We start from the raw sequence: 23134 nt of genomic DNA, 5'->3' as shown, positions 1-23134 counted from the left end.
GTACAATTTATCTGAAGCAATCTAGACGGAAGTTACCTCGTTTTCTTGTAGCAATTGCTCGTTACGCAGACGCAGTACGATCTGTGCGACAGCAACCACATCGCGCTCACAATATTCTACAATGCGTTGGATATCTTTATCTTTGTAGAAGACTTCACAGACCTGGCTGCCGTCTATATCGGTTTTGGGAGATGGAATATTTAAAATCTTGGTGAGTAATTTTAAAGAGGTGTAATGTTTGTAGTCGCCAAATTTCCATTGTTCTAACGTATCCAAATGCGGAACTTCCCAGGGTTTCTTGCCAAATAAATCCAGCTTAAATGGAAGCTTTATTCCGTTAATGATCATTCTTCTTGCAATAAATGGAAAATCAAATTCTTTCCCATTATGGGCACAAAGTACATGTTGGGGTTTATTGTAATGCTCGGTCAGTAATTTTTTAAAAGCCAGCAGCTGCTGCTTTTCATCCCCGTGAAATGAAGTCGTTCTAAAGCTTCGGCCTTGTTCTGTGTTGTGAAAATATCCTACAGAAATACAAACGATCTTACCAAATTCTGCCCAGATTCCGGCACGGTCGTAAAAAGCTTCAGCGGTAAATTCGTCTTTTCGTTGATACTCTGTTTTATCGGCGTAGAGTTGTTGTAATTCGGGATCCAAATCGCTGAAATGCTCTTGCTGCGGAACCGTTTCAATATCTAAAAAAAGAATGTTTTCAAGCTGAAGTCGGGAGATCATAGTTAATTCATTTTATAAGCTTCTTCAAGATAGGCGTCCATTTCGTCAGGATAACCGGTCGCATTGGTTTCACCCCGGCTGTGGCCCAGGCGCACTACTATAAGATCATCTTCAGGAATCACCACCACATACTGACCCAAGTGCCCACGCATCATAAATACCTTTTTATCCTTAAAATCTTTCAGCCAAAACCCGTAGCCGTAAGGTTCGCCTTCAAATCTTGGTGTGATCGATTTAGCTACAAACGCTGAGTCTAAAATTTGTTGGCCATTCCATTCACCATAATCTTTATACAGTTTTCCTAAACGCGCAAAATCGCGAGCGTTAGAAGCGATACAGCAATAGGCTTTGACGAGGCCGCCTTCTTCACTGTCTAATTGCCAAAGCGCATTTTGATTGGCGCCCAGAGGTTTCCATAAACTTTCAGAAAGATAATCGGCTAGTTTTTTACCAGTGGCGCGCTCTAAAACCATAGCGAGTAATTGCGTGTTTCCGCTGAGGTATTGATATCCGGTTCCCGGTTTTTCTTTCATTCCCAACCCGAGCATCACGGGTTCTAGATGGTCATCAAAATACGCACGCGTCGTCACAGAAAACGGACTGTAATACGACTCGTCCCAATTGAGTCCGCTAGCCATCGATGCTAAATCGCCCACGGTCATTTGCGCTGCAGTTCCTTCTGAATATTCTGAAATAAAATCACCTACAGTCTGATCTAAACTTTTTATGTAACCATCTTTTATAGCTTTTCCCAACAATGCCGAAACATAACTTTTGGCCATCGAAAAAGAATTGCTATTAGAATCCTGACCAAACCCATCATAATAATCTTCAAAAACAATACTGTCGTTTTTGATCACCATATAGGCGATTGAACCAAACTCTTTATGAATCTGCATCAGTTCATCGCTCAGGGTGTAGTTGTTGTAGTTTTTAGCATGCGGCCAAGGTTGCGCAGTTCCGGCTTTAATGGTGGTGTTGTCAAACTTTTTATAATCCTCAAGATAGGCAGTGGTGTGACCCGTGAAATATATGGTGTGCACGGCTTTGATCAAATAGTCATAATCAAATACATACAATGCGATGATGAGTATGAGGATCAGGCTGATTAAGCTTAAAAAGATGCGTTTGAGTATTTTCATAACTTAAAGATACCCAAAAAATTAAATGCGGAACGTTTAGAAAAGCGATTGCTGCGTCACCGGACTTTCGTGCGCTAATAGCCATTTTTTACGCCAGATGCCGCCAGCGTAGCCGGTCATAGATTGATCGCTGCCAATGACGCGATGACAAGGAATGATGATTGCAATAGGATTTTTACCATTTGCCGAAGCAGCTGCGCGAATCACTTTAGGGTCGCCCAGATTTTTAGCCATTTGTAAATACGAAGTGGTTTTTCCAAAAGGAATCTGGCTGAGTTCTTGCCAAACGCGTTTTTGAAAATCAGTGCCTTGAGGATTCAGTTTGAGTTCAAAATCAGTGCGATTTCCATCGAAATATTCTTGTAGTTGAATCACAGCTGTTTTTAAAACATCCGGAATTTTTTCGCTCTGCGGAAATTCCTCCTCCAAAAAAGTTACCGCTGAGATTCCGTTTAGATCACCGCTGATTTCAAGCGTTCCCAGTGGAGAAGCTACTAAGACTTGATTCATTCTGAAGGTTTATCAGTATCCGGTCTGTCTTCGTGTTTGACATCGGTGTCGTGCTGCGGAGAAAGTTTTACCTCTTTAACCGGTTCTGGAGCTCGGTCTAAAACGATCCCCATACGTTTTGCGCGTCGTTCCCAGTTTTTACGGGCTTGTACCTGCATATCTTCGATGTCGTCGCTCTCATCCATAATCTCGAGTCCAAGAAGGGTCTCGATGATATCTTCCATAGTGACGATACCAATGGTGTTTCCAAATTCATCGGTCACTAAAGCCAAGTGACCACGGCTCGAAACAAAGGTGTCAAAAAGCTGCGGAATAGGTTGGTCTGCATCTACAATCAAAATATCGCGTCTGATGTCTGCTAGCGTTTTTTCACCGCGTTCTTCAACAATTTCTTCAAGAACATCGTCCTTAAGAATAAAACCGGTGATGTTGTGCGATTTGTCTTTAAAAACCGGAATTCGTGAGAATTTTAAATGGGGATGTTGCTTCTGAAATTCTTTGAGGGTAATGGTTTCATCTTCTGAAATAACCACCGGAAAAGGCGTCATCACGTCTTTGGCCATCACCGATTTAAAAACCAGCAAGTTCTTAATTACAGTAGTCTCATTGTCTTCAAAAACCCCTTCTTTTTCGGCAGCATCAGTGAGCGCCATAAACTCTTCACGACTCATCGTGCCTACGTGTGCAGATTTCCCTACGAGTTTGGTCACTTGCATTAAAAGCCATAAAACGCCGGTGTATTTTAAAAGAAGCAAAATGATCTTAAGGGATTTTGCGGTGAAATTCCCTAAGGATTTCCAGTAGGTTGCGCCAATGGTTTTCGGGATAATTTCTGAAAGAACTAAGATCGCCAAGGTCATTACTGTTGAAACCAAACCAACAAAATTGATTCCTAAGATGTTGACATCGTAGCCAGATTCTGCAGCCATTTTACCGGCTTGATCGCCCACTAAAATTGCACCTACGGTATGCGCGATCGTGTTTAAAGTGAGAATAGCGATAAGCGGCTTGTCAATATCCTTTTTAAAATTGGCTAAGGTTTCGGCATATTTTTTTCCTTCTTTGGTTTTTATTCGGATAAAACTAGGCGTTATACTGAGTAAAACAGCCTCAAGAATAGAGCAGAGAAACGAGAAAAAAATCGATATAAATGCAAAAGCGATGAGTAGCAGCATAGTGTCTTAAGATATAGGCTAATATACCATATTGAAAAACGTGCGCCAAAATCTTATGAAAAGCTTAGGGGAAAACATAAAAAAAGAGGCTCCTAAAGCCTCTTTTTATTTTCAGTCTAAGAAATCAATTTAACGACATCTTTTGCAAAATAACTCGCGATAAGGTCTGCGCCGGCACGTTTGATCGCGTAGGTTTGTTCAAGAACTACAGCGTCGTGATCAAGCCAACCTTTTTCGGATGCGGCTTTGATCATTGCATATTCACCACTTACCTGATACACAGAAACCGGAATATTCACCGCATTTTTAATATCGCGTACGATATCCAGATAGCAAAGACCCGGTTTTACCATCACAATGTCTGCACCCTCGTCAACATCCATCAAGGTTTCTTTAATCGCTTCTTCACGGTTGGCGTAATCCATCTGATAGGTCTTTTTATCTTTAGGAACATCTTTAAGATCTACCGGAGCACTGTCAAGCGCATCTCTAAACGGACCGTAAAAAGCCGAAGCATATTTCGCAGAATAACTCATAATCCCAACATCGTGATGTCCTTCATCTTCAAGAAGGGTGCGCATTTCAAAAATGCGACCGTCCATCATATCGCTGGGCGCAATAAAGTCAGCACCGGCATTGGCGTGTGATAATCCCATCTCGGCAAGAACGGCACTCGAGTCGTCGTTGATGATCTTTCCGCCGCCTACTATTCCGTCGTGACCAAAAGAAGAGAAGGGGTCAAGGGCTACATCAGTCATGACTACCATTTGCGGCTCGGTTTCCTTAACCGTTTTGATGGCGCGTTGCATCAATCCGTCTGGATTTAGCGCTTCGGTACCGGCGTTGTCTTTTAATTTATCGTCAACTTTCACAAAAAGCAAAACGCTTTTGAGGCCTAACTTCCAGAGTTCTTTAATCTCTTTCTGAAGATTATCTAAACTTAAGCGGTAATAGCCCGGCATTGATGCGATTTCGTCTTTTACACCTCTTCCTTCAACCACAAAAAGCGGGACGATAAAATCACTCGGGGTTACTATGGTCTCACGCACCATTGCGCGTAAAGCTTCTGAAGTACGTAATCTTCTATTTCTTCTTAATGGGAACATAATATTCTTTTTTCTTAATTCTTATTTCAATTTTTTACACCCAATCCTTAGGATTTTCTAAAACGTCTACCAGTTGCGCTTCGGGGCTTCCCGGCTCTGGATGGTGATCGTAGCGCCACTGTACCGCCGGCGGAAGACTCATCAAAATACTTTCAATTCTTCCGTTAGTTTTTAACCCGAAAAGTGTGCCTTTGTCGTGCACTAGATTGAATTCTACATAACGACCGCGGCGCACTTCTTGCCAATCACGCTCTTTTTCGCCGTAGGCTAGATCTTTACGCTTTTCTAAAATAGGAGCGTAGGCCGTGAGAAAACTATCGCCAACCTCGGTCACGAAGTTGTACCAGTCTTGCATTGAGCGTTCATCGGTAGCTTTGAGATAGTCAAAAAATAAGCCGCCAAGACCGCGGGCTTCCCCGCGATGACTGTTATAAAAATACTCGTCACAGCGCTTTTTATACTGCGGATAAAAAGCAGCATCGTGCGCATCACAAGCTGTTTTACACGTCTGGTGAAAATGCTGTGCATCTTCTTCAAAAAGATAATAAGGCGTTAAATCTTGCCCGCCACCAAACCAAGAATCTACAAGGTTTCCGGCTTTGTCGAGCATTTCAAAATACCGCCAATTGGCGTGCACTGTTGGTGCATACGGATTTTTAGGATGAATGACGAGACTGAGTCCGCACGCAAAAAAATCAACGTCACCTACCTTAAAATATTGTTGCATCGCCGGGGCTAGTGGGCCGTGCACTTCAGAAATATTAACGCCGCCTTTCTCAATCACATTTCCGTTCTCGATCACTCGGGTGCGGCCACCGCCACCTTCTTCACGTTGCCAAAGATCTTCTTTAAAGGTAGCCTTGCCGTCAATCGCTTCAAGCTTTGCGGTAATCTGGTCTTGCAGGTTTTTTATATAGCTAACAAACTGTTCTCTCATAAAATTTTATTTGTGGTCTTAACGCGTGGCAATAGAAGATTTTTGTGCACGATTAATGAGTTTGACCTCAATTAATGCTAGAATTAAATAATAAACACAACCAAGACATAAAGCTGTTTTGGGATCTTCGTTGAAAAGTCCGCCACTACTGTTTTGTTCAAAATACCCCGATTGTTTTAAAAAGGGTTCATTTAAACCTAAATCGGGTAAAATAGATTGGCTAAACAGGACTACAAATATCAAAACAAAATAGATGCCTGCCGCCAGAATAGAGGTTAAAATAGCCCGGGAGCGTATAGCTTCGGAAACATCAGAAAACGCAAAACGCATTCTGTTTAGCATAATGAGCAAATAGCTGACAATGATAAAAGGATTGTTTCCTGCTTTAAAAAATCCGTAAGCGAAAACACCGTAAAAGGGGAAAAACAGAAACAAGGACATTTTACGGGGTGCCAGCGCCATAAAAACACCACTATGTACCAGAATAAATTCAAAAGTTATAAAAAGCGTAAGCGTGGTGATGGTATCGATATCCCCATACTGCGGCCAGCACCAGAATTTAAAATATTGAAAGGCCAGCAAAAGATTCATGGCCACGCCGGTGTAGACTAATGAAGTGTCATATTTTTCTAAAATGCGCATCATAGACTTTGCTTTTTAAGAAGCTGAAGGGTAGTCGTACTTGCGGCAGTTACCGAAATAGGCAACACCAAAATAATTCCCACAAACGGAATGAGCAGAAACAGCATAAAAACGATACCGTTTCCGGTGGCAAAACCGCGATGTGCTTTAACAAAATTGATGCTTTCGCGATAGCTAAAATGGCGCTCCAGCGTATAATCCATATTCCCAAAACCGGCATAATAGGCCTGAATCAGAAAGAGACTTGCAGTTGCCAAAACACCAACAACAGGAATTAGACTCAAAAGCAAAAAAGGAATGCTCAAAAGTAGTTCCCAGGCTAAATTGCGGAGGTTGATCTTAAGACCGCGTAAAAGCTGACTCGCATTTGAAGTGTTGCGATGTTGATGCACATTAGCATATAAATGAGCTTCTATTTTCTCTGAAACCGGACTCATAAACGGAGCGGACAAGGCCATTACAATGTGTTTGTAAGCGATGAGGCCGAGAGCAATGATGAGGAGCGCGCCGGCGATATCGCTTATAGTGCGTACAGTGCTGGCTCCCCATTCCCAGATCCATAAGGAAGAGATCAGGCCTCCAAGATCGTCAGAAAAGCCATAAGCACTAAAGCCAATACTTAAAGCCGTAATTAAGCTAATGAGCATGGGGACTGCAAAATATTTCCACAGGTTTAGCTTACTTATGAGCGGCAGCGCATCTTTGTAAGCTAAGAGTCCGTTGAGCAAAGCTTTAATCATGACTTAGGAATATAAACCAATTTATTTTGGTGATTTTCTGCTTCGGCAGGGCTGGCTATTGCGATCGCATTTTCTGCAGCTTCCCGTAAAAAATGAATTGCTTCAGCTTCGGGTCTGTTTGCAAACATGCGAAGGGCTTGAATACCAAACGCATTGTTGTGCAAATCCATCACACGATCCATTTTTCGGTTTACAAAAAGTTCTTCATGTAAATCTGTAAAACGCTGAGCCCAATCTTGCGCTTGGCGCAGGCTTTGTGTTTTTTTGTACACCGCCTGGCCTAGAAGAACATTCCAAACGGCGTGTCTAAACGCATTTGCTTTATTGCTTTTATGGTGGGTGTTTCCGTAGTATTTAGTGGCGATGCTCAAGGCTTTTTTTGAGGCCTTCGCCGTCAGAAAAACGTATCCCGGGTTTTGAACAAAAAGACCTGCCAGCTTAAAAAGCTGAGAAAAACTCAATCCTTTTAAACGGGCAAGTATGCTCATCGTTCAGCTTTGTATTCTTTTACGGCTTCAATAAACGCACCGGCATTTTCTAGCGGAATATTTGGTAGAATACCGTGGCCTAGATTCACAATGTATTTGTCTTTTCCAAAAGCGTCGATCATTTCGGTAACCATACGTTTGATTTCCGCCGGAGGCGAAAACAAGCGCGTAGGATCAAAGTTTCCTTGAAGCGTAATGTTGCCACCGGTTAGGTAGCGTGCATTACGAGGGCTGCACGTCCAATCTACACCTAATGCCGAAGCACCACTTTTTGCCATTTCGCCTAGCGCAAACCAGCAGCCTTTTCCGAAGGCAATCACCGGAATTTCTTCTTTTAAAGCATCAATGATCTGCTGAATATATTGCCAGCTGAATTCTTGATAATCCACGGGAGAAAGCATTCCGCCCCAGCTGTCAAAAACCTGAACGGCATTAACACCGGCTTTTACTTTTTCTTTTAAATATAAAATTGTGGTGTCTGTGATTTTCTGAAGCAGCGCGTGTGCAGCTTCGGGCTGGGTAAAGCAAAACTCCTTTGCGATATCAAAGTTTTTTGAACCTTGACCTTGCACGCAATAGCATAAAATCGTCCACGGACTACCGGCAAAACCAATCAACGGAATCTCGTCGTTGAGTTTTTCCTTAGTCATTTTAATGGCGTCCATTACATAACCCAGTGTGTCGTTAATGTCCGGTACGATCACACGATCTAGGTCTTTGTGAGAACGAATAGGATCTGGCAACCACGGCCCAATGCCAGGTTTCATCTCTACGTGAATATTCATCGCCTGCGGAATCACCAAAATATCACTGAATAAAATCGCGGCGTCCATCCCATAACGGCGTATGGGTTGCACGGTGATCTCACTGGCAAGCTCCGGAGTTTGGCAACGGGTAAAGAAATCATATTTTGCTTTGATCTCTTGAAATTCGGGTAAATAACGTCCCGCTTGACGCATCATCCACACCGGAGGGCGCTCTACCGTTTCTCCCTTTAATGCTCTTAAAAATAAATCGTTCTTGATCATAATAGTTTCTTGTCGTCTCGAGCGCACCCGAGGTTAGTTTAAAGCCTTTACCGCCCGCGCAATAACACTCTCAATGGTAGTGGTATTGGCAACGGTAACGTTTTGGGTATGTTTTTGAACTTCGGCAGCAGTGGTGTTACCAATGCAAACCGAAAGCATATTCTTAAAATGATTTACAGCCGAAAAACTTTGTACTCCAGACGGACTGAAAAAAAGAACGGCGTCAAATTCCTGTTTAAATTCTTGCGGATTACTTTTTGTTTTATAGCAAACGATTTCCTCAAAAGACACTTGATTTTTAGTTAAATAATCTGGAAGTTCGTCTCTTCTTATTACACTGCAAAAGAATGAAAAATGCGCATTTTTATAATTTTTCACGATAAAATCAGCTAAATCTGCTGCATTTTGTGCAGTTTTTACCACATTCAAACCTTTTTTGATCAAGGAACTTTCGGTTTTAGAACCTACGCAAAAACAGCTAAAAGATTCGGTATTCAGATCGGGTTGCATCTTTAAAAAAGCCTGAACCCCATTTTTACTCGTGAAAATCAGATTTTCTAAGTTTTTTGGAAAATCAACATCCAGAAATTCAATTTGAATCGCATCATATTCAACCACCGAAAAACCAGCGCCCAAGATCAAATTCTTCTGGGCAGAGGTGAGTTTTTTTGTGGAAAGAATGCTTTTTCCCTCACCCCCGGCCCCTCTCCCGACGGAGAGGGGAGGGGAACGATTCACTTTAGAATTTTTATACTCTGCAATTGTATCTGTAATAACCTTAGATTCTTTTAAAACTGTTGTATTTGAAAAACGCAGTACCTTGTAGCCAAGAGCTTTCAGATGTAAATCTCTCAGTTCATCCTTTTCCTTTTGCTCTGGATGGTTATGATAACCACCATCCAACTCGATGACTAGTTTTAATTCATAACAGAAAAAATCAACGATATAACCTTTAAGAGGATGTTGTCTTCTAAATTTTAGTCCGTTTATTTTACGATCACGAAGCAATTCCCAAAGCACCTTTTCTACTTCGGTTGAGTCTTGTCTAAGCAAGCGAGCAAGTTTTATGTGATTGCTTCTTTTCATAAGGGCTTCCTTCTCCTTTGGGAGAAGGATTGAGGATGAGGGTTTTAAATTTCTTTCTTAATAGCTTCCATCAATTCGCGGCCGCCTTCTTCCAGAATTTTTAAAGCACATAGCGCACCAAAATCCTGACATTCTGAAACGGGAATACGTTCTTTAATCTCCAATTTTTGACTTCCATCCAGACTGAAAAGTGCGCCGTGAAAATGAATATGGTCGTCTTCAATTTTTGCGATCGCACCGATAGGAGCGGTACATCCTCCTTCTAATTTCCGAAGAAATTCGCGCTCTACTTTTGTGGTTAGCGCTGCATCAGCATCATTGAGTTTTGCACAAGCTTCTTTGCAAAAAGCATCATTGTCCATCACAGCGATCACCATTGCGCCTTGTGCCGGAGCAGGAATCATCCAGTCTAAAACTTCGTGATTTTCGGGCTTCAAGTTAATGCGTTCTAAACCAGCTTTTGCAAACACCGCTCCCGCCCAATCATTATCGGCTACCTTTTGCAGGCGGGTGTTCACGTTTCCGCGGAGATCAACCACCTGATGCTTTGGGTACTTATTAAGCCATTGCGCTTTGCGGCGTAAACTTCCCGTTGCAATAGTAACAGAATCTGAAAAATATGTAGTGTTTTTATCACCTTTAAAAACAAAAATATCTTCGGTAGCAGCGCGAGGTAAAACCGCTCCTTGCACAATACCTTTTGGGAGTTGCGTGGGAACATCTTTCATAGAATGCACCGCGATATCTACGTCGCCGTTGATCATCGCAACATCAAGAGTTTTGGTAAAAATACCGGTTATTCCTAGTTCGTAAAGCGGTTTGTCAAGGATAAGATCTCCGGTTGATTTTACCGAGATCAACTCGGTTTTATAACCTAAAGATTCCAATTGATTCTGTACGGTGTGTGCCTGCCAAAGCGCTAGTTCGCTATCGCGGGTACCTATGCGTATGGTTTTTGCCAAAGCTTAGTTATTTTGAAGTTTAAACACTTTTTGAATCAACTCCAGACTTTCGGTATTTGAAAAATCCTCGGTTTTTAAGTGTTTTGCAAACTGAGTAGTAATTTTTTGAATGATGCGCTCGCTTATGATTTCGGCTTGTTCTTCATTAAAACCATCAATTTTTTTGCGCTGATTGTCGATCTCTCCATCTTTAAAATCAGCCAATTTCATCTTTAAAGCGCGAATGGTAGGAGCAAATTGACGCGCGGTTAACCACTCGTAAAATTCCTCTTGAATTTCCTCGATGATGGCTTCAGCCTGCGGCAATTGCTTTTTGCGGCGATTGAGTGTATCGTTGGTGATTTTTGAAAGTTGGTCAAGATGCACCAGGCTTACGCCGTTTACTTCTTCAACGTTTTCATTCACGTTTTTCGGAATGCTCAGATCAAGAATAAGTAAGGGTTTCTTGAGGTATAAAAGCTCTTTTGAAATGGTTGGTTTTTGAGCGCCTGTTGCTACAATGAGCACGTCTGCTTGAGCGATTTCCGACTGAATATCAGCGTAATCCTTTACAATAAGATTGAATTTCCCCGCGATGCGTTCGGCTTTATCTTTAGTGCGGTTGATGAGTGTGATGTGATCGTTTTTGGTGTGTTTTACCAAATTTTCACAGGTGTTACGCCCAATTTTCCCGGTGCCGAATAGCAAAATGTTTTTTTCTGAAATAAAAGGTACACGGGATAACATATATTGAACCGAAGCAAAACTCACTGAAGTTGCCCCGCTCGAAATATTGGTTTCATTTTTTATGCGCTTACTCGCCTGAATCACGGCATTGATCAATCGCTCCATAAACGGATTGACCAGATTGAGTTTTTTAGCGCGTTTAAAGCCGCTTTTTAACTGACTTATAATTTCAAAATCTCCTAGAATCTGACTGTCAAGACCGGTGCCCACTTTAAAAAGATGCTCAACGGCTTGCTCGTTTTTATATTCGTAAGAGACCGCTTTAAACTCTTCAATGGTGCCGCGCGTGTGCTCGCATAACAATTTAATGAGGTCTAAAGGTTCTTGAGCAAAACCATACAATTCGGTACGGTTACAGGTGGAAATAATACTCAAGCCTTCAATACCTTCTTCGTGAGCGCGACTTAAAATCGCTTCTTGAATGGTACTATCAACACTAAAATGCCCGCGCGTTTCAGCATCAGCTTTTAAATAGCTTAAGCCGATGGCGAAAAAATCACCGGGATAAGCCGGGTAAAAATGTCGTTTGCCGTTTGTATTCATAAGTTCGGGTGCAAATGTATTTCGGTCAAGCTTCAAAAAATAACGCTAGAGGTATGATTTTTAACGATGACCGAATAAATTGCTCTTTTTTTGATGAAAATGCGACAAATGGGCTAATTTAGTGAGGTGTTGTAAGATGAAGAAACGACACTGTTTAGAATAAATCTAAATAAAGTTTATTTTTAATGTTATGGAAGGAGTCAAAAATATCGCTACAGGTTTATATAGTGAAACCACTATTGAAGAGGGATTTTTTATTCTAAAATTTAATAATGAAACCACTGAAGCCCAACAGATAGCCCGTGAAGTTGATAGTAGTTTTATTCAATTTCATTTTTGTGCAAAGGGTAATTCGGTCTTTCAATTTAATGAAGGGAATTACAAACTTCCGCTTGCGGAGGAGCATTCTTTGTTGCTGTATAATCCGCAACGGGATTTACCCATTAATCTGGAGATCGCTCCCGAGAGTTGGGTGATTTCGGTGTTTATTTCGATCAAGAAATTTCATTCCCTCTTTTCAAGAGAAGCAGATTTCATTACCTTTTTAAGTGACGAAAATCGAGACCGAAAATATTACAAGGACGGTTTGATCTCACCTTCCATGGCGATTGTGCTCAACCAATTGATGAATTATAACCTGCATCCTTCGGTCAAAGCGCTGTACTTTAAAGGGAAGGTTTATGAATTGATCAGCTTGTATTTTAACCGTCCGTCTGAAGCTGATGTGGAGCAGTGTCCGTTTTTGGTAGATGAGGATAATGTAGCAAAGATCAAACGCGCTAAAGACATCGTGATCGCACGAATGGCCGAACCGCCATCGCTACAGGAACTCGCCGATGAGATCAATCTTAGCCTCAATAAACTCAAAGAAGGTTTCAAACAGATCTATGGGGATTCGGTTTATAGTTTTTTATTCGATTATAAGATGGAAGTTGCCCGCCAATTATTGGCAAGCGGTTCGCACAATGTAAATGAAGTAGGGCTGCGAATTGGGTACAGTACTGCAAGCCATTTTATCGCGGCTTTCAAAAAACAATACGGGACTACGCCCAAAAAATACATTCAATCTTTAAGCTAATTATGAGAAAATTAATCCCGGTTTTAGGTCTATTGCTGATTCTTTCGAGTTGCAATTCGACCAGAACTACAAACCAACCTGTAACAAAACAGGTTTTAGTTTTTACCAAAACGATGGGCTGGCGTCACGGTTCTATTGAAAAAGGAGTGGCAACGCTCAAAGAGATAGGAGCTCAGGAAGGTTGGCAAATTACGCAAAGCGAAGACTCTTTGGCTATCAATACTGAAAATTTAGCTAAAACCGATCTTGTTATTTTTTTAAGCACCACAGGAGATATTTTAGGTCCCGATCAGGAAGCAGCTTTCAAGAAGTACATTCAAAACGGCGGTGCATTTATGGGAATCCACGCGGCCACAGATACCGAATTTGACTGGCCATGGTACGGTAAATTAGTGGGTGGTTATTTTAAAGATCACCCTAACGATCCCAATGTGCGCAAGGCTTCTTTAAAGAAAGCGGCTCCACATGTAACCACCAGTATGTATTCTAAAACTTTTGAGCGCACAGACGAGTGGTATAACTACTACAATTTAAGTGACGCGGTGACTCCTACATTGTATTTGGATGAAAGCAGCTATGAAGGCGGAACTAACGGCGATTATCATCCCATTGCTTGGTATCAGGATTTTGATGGTGGTGGAATGTATTATACCGGCGGCGGCCACACCGACGAAGCGTATGATGAGGTGGCATTTAAGGCACATCTGGAAAGTGTGATGCGCTGGTTGATGGAATGAATCACAATAAATTTTTCTGATAAAGTTTCACATAAGCTTTATAGTTATCGTATTTCTAAAAAATTGATAAGTCGTAATTTTGACGCACTAAAAAAAAGGCATGAAAAAAGGAGTACTTCTAGTGAATTTGGGATCGCCTAAAAGCACCGATCCTAAGGATGTAAAAGAATATTTAGGAGAGTTTTTGATGGATGAGCGCGTGATCGACGTCCCGCTTTGGGCGCGCACGCTGCTTGTAAAAGGAATCATCTTAAATACCCGACCAAAAAAATCTGCTGAAGCCTATTCAAAAATTTGGTGGGACGAAGGTTCGCCTTTGATCGTGTTGAGTGAACGCCTGCAGGTAAAAGTTTCAGAGAAAGTTGATGTTCCTGTGGCATTGGCGATGCGCTACGGCACACCTTCCCTAAAAGAAGGTCTTGAAGAGTTGAATGCAAAAGGTGTAGATGAGGTTTTGATTCTTCCCTTGTATCCTCAGTTTGCTATGGCGACAACAGAAACCATTCTTGTTTTAGCTGAAGAGTTGCGTAAAGCACATTTTCCGCATATGCGTTTTTCAGATATTCCTGCGTTTTACAACAAGCCGGAGTATATTGAAGTACTTTCAAAAAGCATTCACGAGAAAATTGAAAACCTTGACTATGAGATGTTGGTTTTCAGTTATCACGGAGTTCCTGAGCGACACATTCGCAAAAGCGACGTTACAAAAAGTCATTGTAATATAGACGGCAGCTGTTGTCAAACGCCTTCTCAGGCACATCAGTTTTGCTACCGCCACCAGTGTTATGAAACCACACGCCAGGTTGCTGAAAAACTCAATTTAAAAGAAGGAACCTATTTCACTTCTTTCCAATCTCGTTTAGGTTTTGACCCGTGGTTGCAACCCTATACCGATCGTACCATAGAACGTTTTGGTAAAGAAGGCATCAAAAAAATGGCAATTGTTACTCCGGCTTTTGTGAGTGATTGTCTTGAGACGCTGGAAGAAATCGCGATGGAAGGTGAAGAGATCTTCCACGAGATGGGCGGTAAGGAATTTACCACTATCCCTTGCTTAAATGATCGCGACGATTGGGCGCACGTTGTTGCTACCTGGATCAACGATTGGGCGCTAGTAGAAGCCTCAAAAACTATAGCATAACATCATTCCCGCGTAGGCGGGAATCTTTTTTTGTAAGCATCTGGAATTTTTATTTTCGAGAATACTTACAAGCATGAATCTTTTTAACCTGATACAAATTGCTAAAAACCGAACGTTCTGAAGCTTTAGGAAACGAACCTATCAGCACGCTGCTTATCAAGCAAGCAGTGCCGGCATCTATAGGGATTCTAGTGATGTCGCTCAATATTCTTGTCGACACCATTTTTGTGGGCAATTGGATTGGGAGTATTGCTATCGCAGCGATCAATGTGGTGCTGCCGGTTTCTTTTTTTATTGCAGCTTTGGGGATGGCAATCGGGATAGGTGGTTCTTCTATTATTTCTCGCGCGTTAGGAGCTAATGATAAGAGCAAGGCGCTAAAAACCTTTGGTAATCAAATAACCATAACCTTGCTGTTGACCATCAGTATGGTGATTTTAGGCTTGGTTTTTATCAATCAGTTAATTCCTGCCTTCGGAGGAAAGGGCGACATCTTTGAGCCCGCAAAGATCTATTACCGAATTGTACTTTACGGAGTGCCGGTGCTAGCGCTGTGTATGATGGGCAACAATGTGATCAGGGCCGAAGGCAAACCTAAATTTGCAATGATCGCGATGATCATTCCGTCGCTGGGGAACTTGATTCTTGACTATCTCTTGATCAACATCCTAGATATGGGGATGGAAGGCGCCGCCTGGGCAACCACAGCATCATATATCTGTTGTTTCTTTTACGTGTTATGGTACTTCCTAAGCGACAATTCTGAACTGAAAATTGATGTCAGCCATTTTGGTCTTGACTGGCCTATTTTAAAAGAAATGTCTGCTTTAGGTTTTGTGACCCTTGCGCGACAAGCAGTGGTAAGCTTGACCTATTTGTTGATGAACAATATTCTGTTTGAACTGGGCGGCGAAGCTTCGGTCACAGTGTATGCGATCATAGGGCGTATGCTTATGTTCGCTTTGTTTCCTGTTCTTGGGGTTACCCAAGGTTTTCTACCGATCGCCGGTTACAATTACGGAGCGCAAAATTATGATCGGGTGCGCCAAAGTATTAAGCTAGCGATTTATTATGCTTGCGGGGTTGCCGTACTGATCTTTATAGCAATTATGGCGTTTCCCGAAGCCATTGTTTCGGTTTTTACGCAAGACGAAGCGGTGCTGCGCGATACACCATGGGCAATGCGCTGGGTGTTTGCGGCGATTCCTATTATAGGGATTCAGTTAATTGGTTCGGCGTATTATCAAGCGATTGGTAAAGCAACTCCGGCATTGCTTTTAACGCTCACCAGACAAGGATTTTTCTTTATTCCGCTGGTGCTTATACTTCCTAATTACTTTGGCGAATTAGGCGTTTGGATTTCTTTTCCCATTGCTGATACCTTATCAACAGTAGTTACGGCTTACTTTTTATGGCGAGAAACACGCCTAAAATTAGACTAGAGGTATTCAAAAAAGATTGTAATGATTAACTTAGTTAGCTACTAACTAAGTCTTTTAATTATGCACAAACTTTTACTCGTTAATCGAGGGTCAAATGCCGCAAGTGGTTACACTCCAACAACGCGAAGCGCGCACAATGCATTTCGCAGTGTATCTTGTTTGCTTGGGTTATTTTGCTCCTTGTTCTTTCTTTCATCAACCAATATTCAAGCACAGGAGGTTGATGAAGCTCTTTATGAAGCTTTAGAATATCGTCTTATAGGTCCGTTTAGAGGCGGTCGTAGTGCGGCGGTGACCGGCGTTCCGGGCAAACCCAACTTATTCTATTTTGGAGCTACCGGTGGTGGCGTATGGCGTACCAAAGATGGTGGTCGTTCTTGGGACAATATTTCTGATGGTTATTTCGGCGGAAGCATAGGCGCGGTGGAAATTGCTCCTAGCGATCACAATATCATTTACGTGGGTGGTGGTGAAAACACGCTGCGCGGAAATGTTTCTTCCGGTTACGGAATGTGGAAATCTACAGATGCCGGTAAAACCTGGGAAAAAGCAGGCTTACCTAAAAGCCGACACGTTTCAAAAATACGTGTACATCCTACCAATCCAGATATTGTTTATGCTGCGGTTTTGGGAGATATTTATAAACCTACGCAAGAGCGTGGAGTTTACAAATCTACAGATGGTGGCGCCAATTGGGAGCGCGTACTTTTTGCTACCGAAGATGCCGGTGCAGTCGACTTGACATTCGACCCTAACAATCCACGTGTTTTATATGCTTCGACCTGGCATTCGCGCAGAACGCCATACAGTTTTATCAGTGGTGGTGAAGGTTCAGCCTTATGGAAATCTACCGATAGCGGTAAAACATGGAAAGAGATTTCAAAAAACGACGGATTTCCAACAGATACATTAGGAATTATTGGAGTTGCGGTTTCGCCTGTAAATTCAGAACGTGTTTTTGCGATGGTTGAAAATAAAGATAAAGGTGGTCTCTACCGAAGCGAAGACGGCGGTACCAGCTGGAAACTCATCAACGACGATCGCAACTTAAGACAGCGGGCGTGGTATTATACTAAAGTATATGCAGATACTCAAGATGAAGATGTTGTGTATGTGCTTAATGTAAGCTACCATAAAAGTACCGATGGTGGTAAAACTTTTGAAAGCAATAATGCGCCGCACGGCGATCACCACGATCTTTGGATCGCTCCAGAAAATCCTATGCGTATGGTAATGGGAGATGATGGTGGCGCTCAGATCACTTATGATGGTGGAGAAACCTGGAGTACTTACGGCAATCAGCCTACTGCGCAGTTTTATAGATTAGCGACAGACAATCAGTTTCCGTATCGTATTTATGCAGCGCAGCAAGATAACTCTACGGTGCGCATTCCGCATAGAACAGATGGCTACAGTATTAGTGAAGAGGATTGGGAAAGCACAGCCGGTGGCGAAAGTGCGCATATTGCGGTAGACCCAGAAAATCCAAATATCGTTTATGGTGGAAGCTACGACGGTTTCTTAACCCGAGTGAATCACGAGAACAATACAGTGCGTTCAGTTTCGGTTTGGCCGGATAACCCAATGGGCCACGGTGTTGAAGATATGAAGTACCGTTTTCAATGGAATTTCCCCATTATGTTCTCCCGTCACAATCCAGATGTGCTGTACACTTTCAGTAATCACGTGCATAAAACCACAAACGAAGGACAAAGTTGGGAAGTGATTAGCCCGGACCTTACGACCGATGACAAATCAAAACAGGGTTCTTCCGGAGGGCCGATTACGCAAGACAATACTTCCGTAGAATATTACTGTACCATTTTTGCTGCTAATGAAAGTCCGTTGAAAGAAGGCTTGCTCTGGACGGGTAGCGACGACGGTTTGGTTTATGTGTCGCGCGACGGCGGTGAAAACTGGGAGAATGTGACGCCAAAAGGAATGCCCCAGTGGATGATGATCAACAGCATTGAGCCGAGCTATTTTGATGAAGGTACCTGCTACATCGCCGGAACCAAATATAAAACCGGTGATTTTGCACCATATTTATACAAGACCACAGATTACGGTAAAAGCTGGGAAAAGATCACTGACGGAATCGAAGCAGAACACTTTACGCGTGTCGTACGGGAAGACCCTGAAAAAGAAGGTTTATTGTATGCAGGTACCGAAACCGGAATGTACATTTCGTTTGACGCCGGTGAAAACTGGAAACCATTTCAGCTGAACTTGCCTATTGTTCCCATCACTGATTTGGTGCTTAAGGAGAACAATTTGATCGTAGCGACACAAGGGCGCAGCCTTTATATTATTGATGATTTAAGTATGTTGCATCAGGCGATCGAAGCAGAAGATACCGATGCGGTGCATTTGTACAAGCCAAAAGACACTTATAGAATGGACGGTGGTAGCCGTAAATCAAATTCGGCGGGGACCAATCACCCAAGCGGCGTGATGACCTATTTCTACCTTCCGGAATATGATGCTGAAAAAGACAGCATTGCGTTGACGTATTTTGACGCTAAAAACGATACGATCAAATCGTACAGCAGTAAAGGAAGTGACGATAAATTAAAAGTCAAAGAAGGTGCGAATCAGTTTAACTGGGATATGACCTATGACGGTGCAGAGCGGCTACCGGGAATGATCTTATGGTGGGCGAGTACGCAGGGGCCACAGCAAATCCCTGGTGAATACACTGTAAAATTGAACGTAAACGGAACCAATTATGCGCAACCCTACACCGTTCTGGCAGATCCACGTTCTGAAGCGACTGTTGCAGACATGCAGGCGCAATTTGATTTTATTTCAGATGTAAATGAGACTGTAGATCACGCGCACCAGAGCATCAAAAAGATCAGAAATATTAACACGCAGTTGAGTGCTTTTGAAAAGCAGTACAAAGACAATCCCGATACTGAAGAACTTCGGGAAAAGTCCAAAACCCTGCGGGAAGATCTTGAGGAAATTGAAAAAGCGCTGTATCAAACCAAAAACCGAAGTGGGCAGGATCCGCTTAACTTTCCGATCAAGTTGACCAATAAATTGGCGCATTTGAATTCATTAGTGAGCATGGGAGATTTTGCGCCTACAGATCAGGATGTCGCGGTGAAAAATGAACTAACGGCTAAAATAGATGCGGAATTAGACAAGTTTGATACGCTGATAAACGATGAGGTTGCCGCGTTTAACAAAGAATTCAATGCGATGCAGCTCAATTATCTGTTTGTAGCAGAAGAATAGATAAAGCGCTTCAATATAATAGAAATTAAAAAACGATTCTCGCCTTTCGCTTAGGCGACGAATCGTTTTTTATTATTTCGGGTTACCTTTGACTTATGGAATACTACAACTACTTTAAATCGCTGCACCTCATATTTATCGTGACGTGGTTTGCGGGCTTATTCTATGCGCCACGCTTGTTTATGTATCAGATTGAAGCTTCCCAAAAACCCGAACCAGACCGAAGCATTCTGGGCGATCAGTTGGCTTTGATGACTAAACGTCTTTGGAAGATCATCACCTGGCCTTCTATGATTTTAGCTAGCCTTTTTGCATTTGTGATGTTGCATTTTAATCCGGGGCTTTTGTATGCACCTTGGATGCAAATTAAATTAGCATTTGTCGTGTTGTTGTATGCCTATCACTTCAAAAGTCATCAAATATTTAAGCAACTGCAACGCGGTGAGATAAATTATACGACCAGATATATGCGCATCTGGAATGAGGGCCCAACCTTAATTCTATTTGCGGTGATCTTTTTGGTAATTACTAAAAGTGCTACCAACTGGATTTGGGGATTAGCCGGTTTAATCTGTCTAGCAGTGCTTTTAATGTTGGGAATTAAACTTTATAAAAGCATTCGCGAAAAAAATCCTAATGCCTAACGGCTCGATTTTTGATAACTAGTTTTCGATGAAATTTAATAAGCTTTCTTTACGCCTGCGTATCTTTTTTGGGATGGTGTTGCTCATTTTAGGAGCTTCTATTCTCATCGGGATCATCAGCGTGGTTCAGTATAAAGAGGAAGCAAAAGAGTATCATCGCGACCGTTTATTGCGTAAGGAAGATCAGATACGCGCAGAGATCGATTATGTACTGGACCAGACCACTTATGAGGTTATCTCTAAGAACATTCCGTTTATTTTAAAGTATAACAATGATATTTACCGCATTGCAGATGTTCACGAACTGCCTATAAATATCTATGATCTTAACGGAAAACTGCTTGTCAAATCTAAAGAAACTTTTACCGAAGACACTCTGGAAACCAGCTTGAATCCTTCGGTTTTAGAAGGACTCGCCAACACGCCCACAAAACGATGGATCGTACAATCTGAGATCGATGGCGTAAAATACCAATCTTCCTATACCTATATCAACGATAACAAATTCAAGCCGCTGGCAATAATGAATTTGCCCTACATTCAGGATGATGATTTTATCACGCGCGAACTTGACGAATTCTTACGTAGACTGGCAGAAGGGTATTTATTTATGTTGCTCATTGCGACGGTACTCTCTTATTTTTTATCTCGCTATATAACTTCCAGCTTAAAAACCATAAGCGATAAGATGATCCAGACGCGGCTTGATAAACGTAACCAGCGTATTGAGATCGATGATGCCAGCGAAGAGATTAGCAACCTGGTGCGCTCGTATAATGGAATGATCGACGAACTTGAAAACAGTGCGGCAAAATTGGCACAAAGTGAGCGAGAAGCGGCCTGGCGTGAGATGGCAAAACAGGTGGCGCACGAGATCAAAAATCCGTTGACACCAATGCGTCTTACCGTACAGAGTTTTCAAATGCGTTTTGATCCCAACGATCCGGACATTCATAAAAAGTTAGATGAATACAGTAAAACCTTGATTCAGCAGATAGATACGATGAGTTCGATTGCTGAAGCGTTTTCCAATTTTGCTAAAATGCCGGCGCAGCAAAACGAGACGCTAAATGTGGTTTTCGTGACCAAATTGGCACTGGATATTTTTACAGAACATTACCTTACTTTTGGCACCGATGCTGACGAGATCACGGTAAAATTAGACCGCACCCAACTCATACGGGTAATCACCAATCTGGTTAAAAATGCAATTCAGGCGACAGAAGGGGTTGAGGATCCTAAGATTCGTGTGGAGATCAAAAGTGATGAAGACCAGGTTTGTATTTTGGTTTGTGACAATGGTCACGGAATTCCGGAAGAAAATATCGAAAAGGTCTTTGAGCCAAAATTCACCACCAAGTCAAGCGGAATGGGGCTTGGGCTAGCAATGGTTAAAAATATTGTGGAAACCTATAACGGAACCATTACCTTTACTTCTAAGGAAGATCGAGGCACTGTTTTTAAAGTGACCTTCCCTAAAGCTGAAGCTTAATTTCCGCGCTGCGGAGCAAAAATATTGACTATGAATTTTGAGAATCTCATCTATGAGGTTGATGATCACTTGGCGATCATCACCATAAACCGACCTAAAAAATTAAACGCACTCAATAAAGAAACCATTCAAGAACTGCACGACGCATTTGCTGAAGCTGATGCCGATGAAGACATTGGGGTGATCATCTTAACCGGAAGCGGCGAGAAAGCTTTTGTGGCCGGTGCAGACATCAGCGAATTTGCTGATTTTGAAGAGGAAGAAGGCGCTTTGCTGGCGCGAAAGGGCCAAAAAATACTTTTCGATTTTATTGAAAATCTAAGCACACCGGTCATTGCGGCGATTAACGGTTTTGCTTTGGGTGGCGGCCTCGAACTCGCGATGGCAGCACACATACGTATTGCGAGTCACAACGCGCGCATGGGCTTGCCGGAAACTTCGCTGGGCTTGATTCCCGGGTATGGCGGCACGCAGCGATTGCCGCAGTTGGTAGGCAAAGGCCGCGCTTTTGAAATGATTATGACTGCCGGAATGATCGATGCCGATCAAGCTTTTCAATCGGGCTTAGTGAATCACGTGACTTCGCAAGAAGAGTTGATGGCACTTGCCGAAAAAATTGCGGGTAAGATCTTAAACAATAGCGGTGTTGCCATTGCCACCGCGATACAAGCGGTAAATGCCGGTTTTAAACCCGGAGTAAACGGTTACGACGCCGAGATTGAAGGTTTTGGTGCCTCTTTCGCCACTGAAGATTTTAAAGAAGGAACCACCGCATTCTTAGAAAAACGCAAACCGGAGTTTCCGGGGAAGTAAAAGGCGCTGCCTTAGAGAATTTAAAAACCCGCTTTTCAGCGGGTTTTTGTTTACTTAATTGTTTTGTTCATAACATATTTAAATTAACCTTATGATCTGATTATTAACTTGGTGTTCGATTATATTTGTTTGGCGTATTAGTTTAGCAAAAATTTAGATTAGAATGAAAAGTATTACCTGCATCTTATTTCTTTTTTCCTTAATCTCTTATTCACAAAATGAAGACCAGCTTATAGAGGATAACTGCAATTGTGTGAAAACAATTGAAAAAAACATTTCATTAGAACAAAAGAGAAAGCTAATAATGGACTGTAGTTTGAATGCTTTTAAGGAAAATAGATTATATACTGAAAAAGTTGTGAAGGAATTCACAGGTAAAAATTCTGTAAATGGATATGATGTTTTCAATTATCTACAGGAAGTTTTTGACTATACAATGACTAATAATTGCTCTGAATATAAAGATTTGATGGCAGAAATATTAGGAGCAACCTCAATTAATCCAACTGTCAAAGAAATCGGCCTAAAAGTTTGTTCAGAATTAAGTCAAGATTTCTCAGAAGAAGAAGCAAATACAATTATTGAAAAGCTTACAAAAGAAAAAGGGCAAAAGTTAATCAAGCTATATGGGCCAAATTTCAAAGAGAATTATAAAAATGAGTTGAACTTATTTCTTTTTTATAATTGTGAGGTTTATAGACTTAATACTAATAAGTAATAAAGA

Annotated in this window: 22 protein-coding genes; 9 read left to right on the top strand and 13 right to left on the bottom strand. The window is 42.0% G+C overall.

The window, feature by feature from the left end; all coding sequences use genetic code 11:
• Positions 1-21: 21 nt before the first annotated feature.
• From BUA96_RS04330 to hemA, 13 genes are all read right to left on the bottom strand, one after another.
• Positions 22-735: a 3'-5' exonuclease gene (locus BUA96_RS04330; RefSeq protein ID WP_072980807.1), complete on the bottom strand. Its 714-nt coding sequence runs from the start codon at positions 733-735 to the stop codon at positions 22-24.
• A 2-nt stretch (positions 736-737) separates the two neighbouring features.
• Positions 738-1877, bottom strand: coding sequence for a serine hydrolase domain-containing protein (locus tag BUA96_RS04325; protein WP_072980805.1), 1140 nt, complete (start codon positions 1875-1877; stop codon positions 738-740).
• Positions 1878-1913: 36 nt separating this feature from the next.
• The gene (locus tag BUA96_RS04320) at positions 1914-2387 is read right to left on the bottom strand and encodes a methylated-DNA--[protein]-cysteine S-methyltransferase (protein ID WP_072980803.1); all 474 of its coding nucleotides are present in this window, start codon (positions 2385-2387) and stop codon (positions 1914-1916) included.
• A complete protein-coding gene (locus BUA96_RS04315) occupies positions 2384-3562 on the bottom strand; it encodes a CNNM domain-containing protein (RefSeq protein WP_072980800.1) in 1179 nt (392 codons plus the stop codon). Before BUA96_RS04315 ends, BUA96_RS04320 begins: the two co-directional genes overlap by 4 nt.
• 116 nt (positions 3563-3678) lie before the next feature.
• Complete coding sequence (hemB, locus tag BUA96_RS04310; RefSeq protein ID WP_072980798.1) at positions 3679-4668, bottom strand: porphobilinogen synthase; 990 nt, start codon at positions 4666-4668, stop codon at positions 3679-3681.
• Between the two features lie 34 nt (positions 4669-4702).
• Positions 4703-5605 carry an oxygen-dependent coproporphyrinogen oxidase gene (gene hemF / locus BUA96_RS04305; RefSeq protein ID WP_072980796.1) on the bottom strand — a complete coding sequence of 301 codons (903 nt, stop codon included), beginning with the start codon at positions 5603-5605 and terminating at the stop codon, positions 4703-4705.
• 18 nt (positions 5606-5623) lie between these two features.
• Positions 5624-6250 (bottom strand): hypothetical protein, encoded by a 627-nt coding sequence (locus BUA96_RS04300; protein WP_072980794.1) that lies wholly within the window; start codon positions 6248-6250, stop codon positions 5624-5626.
• Positions 6247-6987, bottom strand: a complete 741-nt coding sequence (locus BUA96_RS04295; RefSeq protein WP_072980792.1) for an EI24 domain-containing protein — start codon at positions 6985-6987, stop codon at positions 6247-6249. The genes BUA96_RS04300 and BUA96_RS04295 overlap by 4 nt, the downstream gene beginning before the upstream one ends.
• The gene (locus BUA96_RS04290) at positions 6984-7475 is read right to left on the bottom strand and encodes a DUF6973 domain-containing protein (RefSeq protein WP_072980790.1); all 492 of its coding nucleotides are present in this window, start codon (positions 7473-7475) and stop codon (positions 6984-6986) included. Before BUA96_RS04290 ends, BUA96_RS04295 begins: the two co-directional genes overlap by 4 nt.
• A complete protein-coding gene (hemE, locus tag BUA96_RS04285; RefSeq protein ID WP_072981753.1) occupies positions 7472-8503 on the bottom strand; it encodes a uroporphyrinogen decarboxylase in 1032 nt (343 codons plus the stop codon). Before hemE ends, BUA96_RS04290 begins: the two co-directional genes overlap by 4 nt.
• Positions 8504-8536: 33 nt before the next feature.
• Positions 8537-9589, bottom strand: coding sequence for a DUF559 domain-containing protein (locus BUA96_RS04280; protein WP_262490499.1), 1053 nt, complete (start codon positions 9587-9589; stop codon positions 8537-8539).
• A gap of 44 nt (positions 9590-9633) precedes the next feature.
• Positions 9634-10551 carry a hydroxymethylbilane synthase gene (hemC, locus tag BUA96_RS04270; protein ID WP_072980788.1) on the bottom strand — a complete coding sequence of 306 codons (918 nt, stop codon included), beginning with the start codon at positions 10549-10551 and terminating at the stop codon, positions 9634-9636.
• 3 nt (positions 10552-10554) lie between these two features.
• Entirely contained in the window at positions 10555-11820 is a 1266-nt protein-coding gene (gene hemA / locus BUA96_RS04265; RefSeq protein ID WP_072981749.1) for a glutamyl-tRNA reductase, read from the bottom strand.
• Positions 11821-12010: 190 nt separating this feature from the next.
• Here hemA and BUA96_RS04260 point away from each other — a divergent pair, with 190 nt between their 5' ends.
• The 9 genes from BUA96_RS04260 (at position 12011) to BUA96_RS04220 (ending at position 23128) form a co-directional block, all read left to right on the top strand.
• Positions 12011-12898, top strand: coding sequence for a helix-turn-helix transcriptional regulator (locus BUA96_RS04260; protein WP_072980785.1), 888 nt, complete (start codon positions 12011-12013; stop codon positions 12896-12898).
• Positions 12899-12900: 2 nt separating this feature from the next.
• Entirely contained in the window at positions 12901-13635 is a 735-nt protein-coding gene (locus BUA96_RS04255; protein WP_072980783.1) for a ThuA domain-containing protein, read from the top strand.
• A 100-nt stretch (positions 13636-13735) separates the two neighbouring features.
• On the top strand, positions 13736-14776 hold the full coding sequence (gene hemH / locus BUA96_RS04250) for a ferrochelatase (protein WP_072980781.1): 1041 nt from the start codon (positions 13736-13738) through the stop codon (positions 14774-14776).
• 98 nt (positions 14777-14874) lie between these two features.
• A complete protein-coding gene (locus tag BUA96_RS04245; protein ID WP_072980779.1) occupies positions 14875-16218 on the top strand; it encodes an MATE family efflux transporter in 1344 nt (447 codons plus the stop codon).
• A 60-nt stretch (positions 16219-16278) separates the two neighbouring features.
• On the top strand, positions 16279-19461 hold the full coding sequence (locus BUA96_RS04240; protein WP_084673054.1) for a VPS10 domain-containing protein: 3183 nt from the start codon (positions 16279-16281) through the stop codon (positions 19459-19461).
• A gap of 95 nt (positions 19462-19556) precedes the next feature.
• Positions 19557-20105 carry a CopD family protein gene (locus BUA96_RS04235; RefSeq protein WP_072980776.1) on the top strand — a complete coding sequence of 183 codons (549 nt, stop codon included), beginning with the start codon at positions 19557-19559 and terminating at the stop codon, positions 20103-20105.
• Between the two features lie 28 nt (positions 20106-20133).
• On the top strand, positions 20134-21597 hold the full coding sequence (locus tag BUA96_RS04230; protein WP_072980774.1) for a sensor histidine kinase: 1464 nt from the start codon (positions 20134-20136) through the stop codon (positions 21595-21597).
• A 30-nt stretch (positions 21598-21627) separates the two neighbouring features.
• On the top strand, positions 21628-22410 hold the full coding sequence (locus tag BUA96_RS04225; protein WP_072980772.1) for an enoyl-CoA hydratase/isomerase family protein: 783 nt from the start codon (positions 21628-21630) through the stop codon (positions 22408-22410).
• A gap of 163 nt (positions 22411-22573) precedes the next feature.
• A complete protein-coding gene (locus BUA96_RS04220; RefSeq protein ID WP_072980770.1) occupies positions 22574-23128 on the top strand; it encodes a hypothetical protein in 555 nt (184 codons plus the stop codon).
• Positions 23129-23134: the final 6 nt, after the last annotated feature.

It is taken from the genome of Leeuwenhoekiella palythoae (assembly GCF_900130045.1).
Classification (GTDB): domain Bacteria; phylum Bacteroidota; class Bacteroidia; order Flavobacteriales; family Flavobacteriaceae; genus Leeuwenhoekiella; species Leeuwenhoekiella palythoae.
This window is presented reverse-complemented; position numbering and strand designations above follow the sequence as displayed.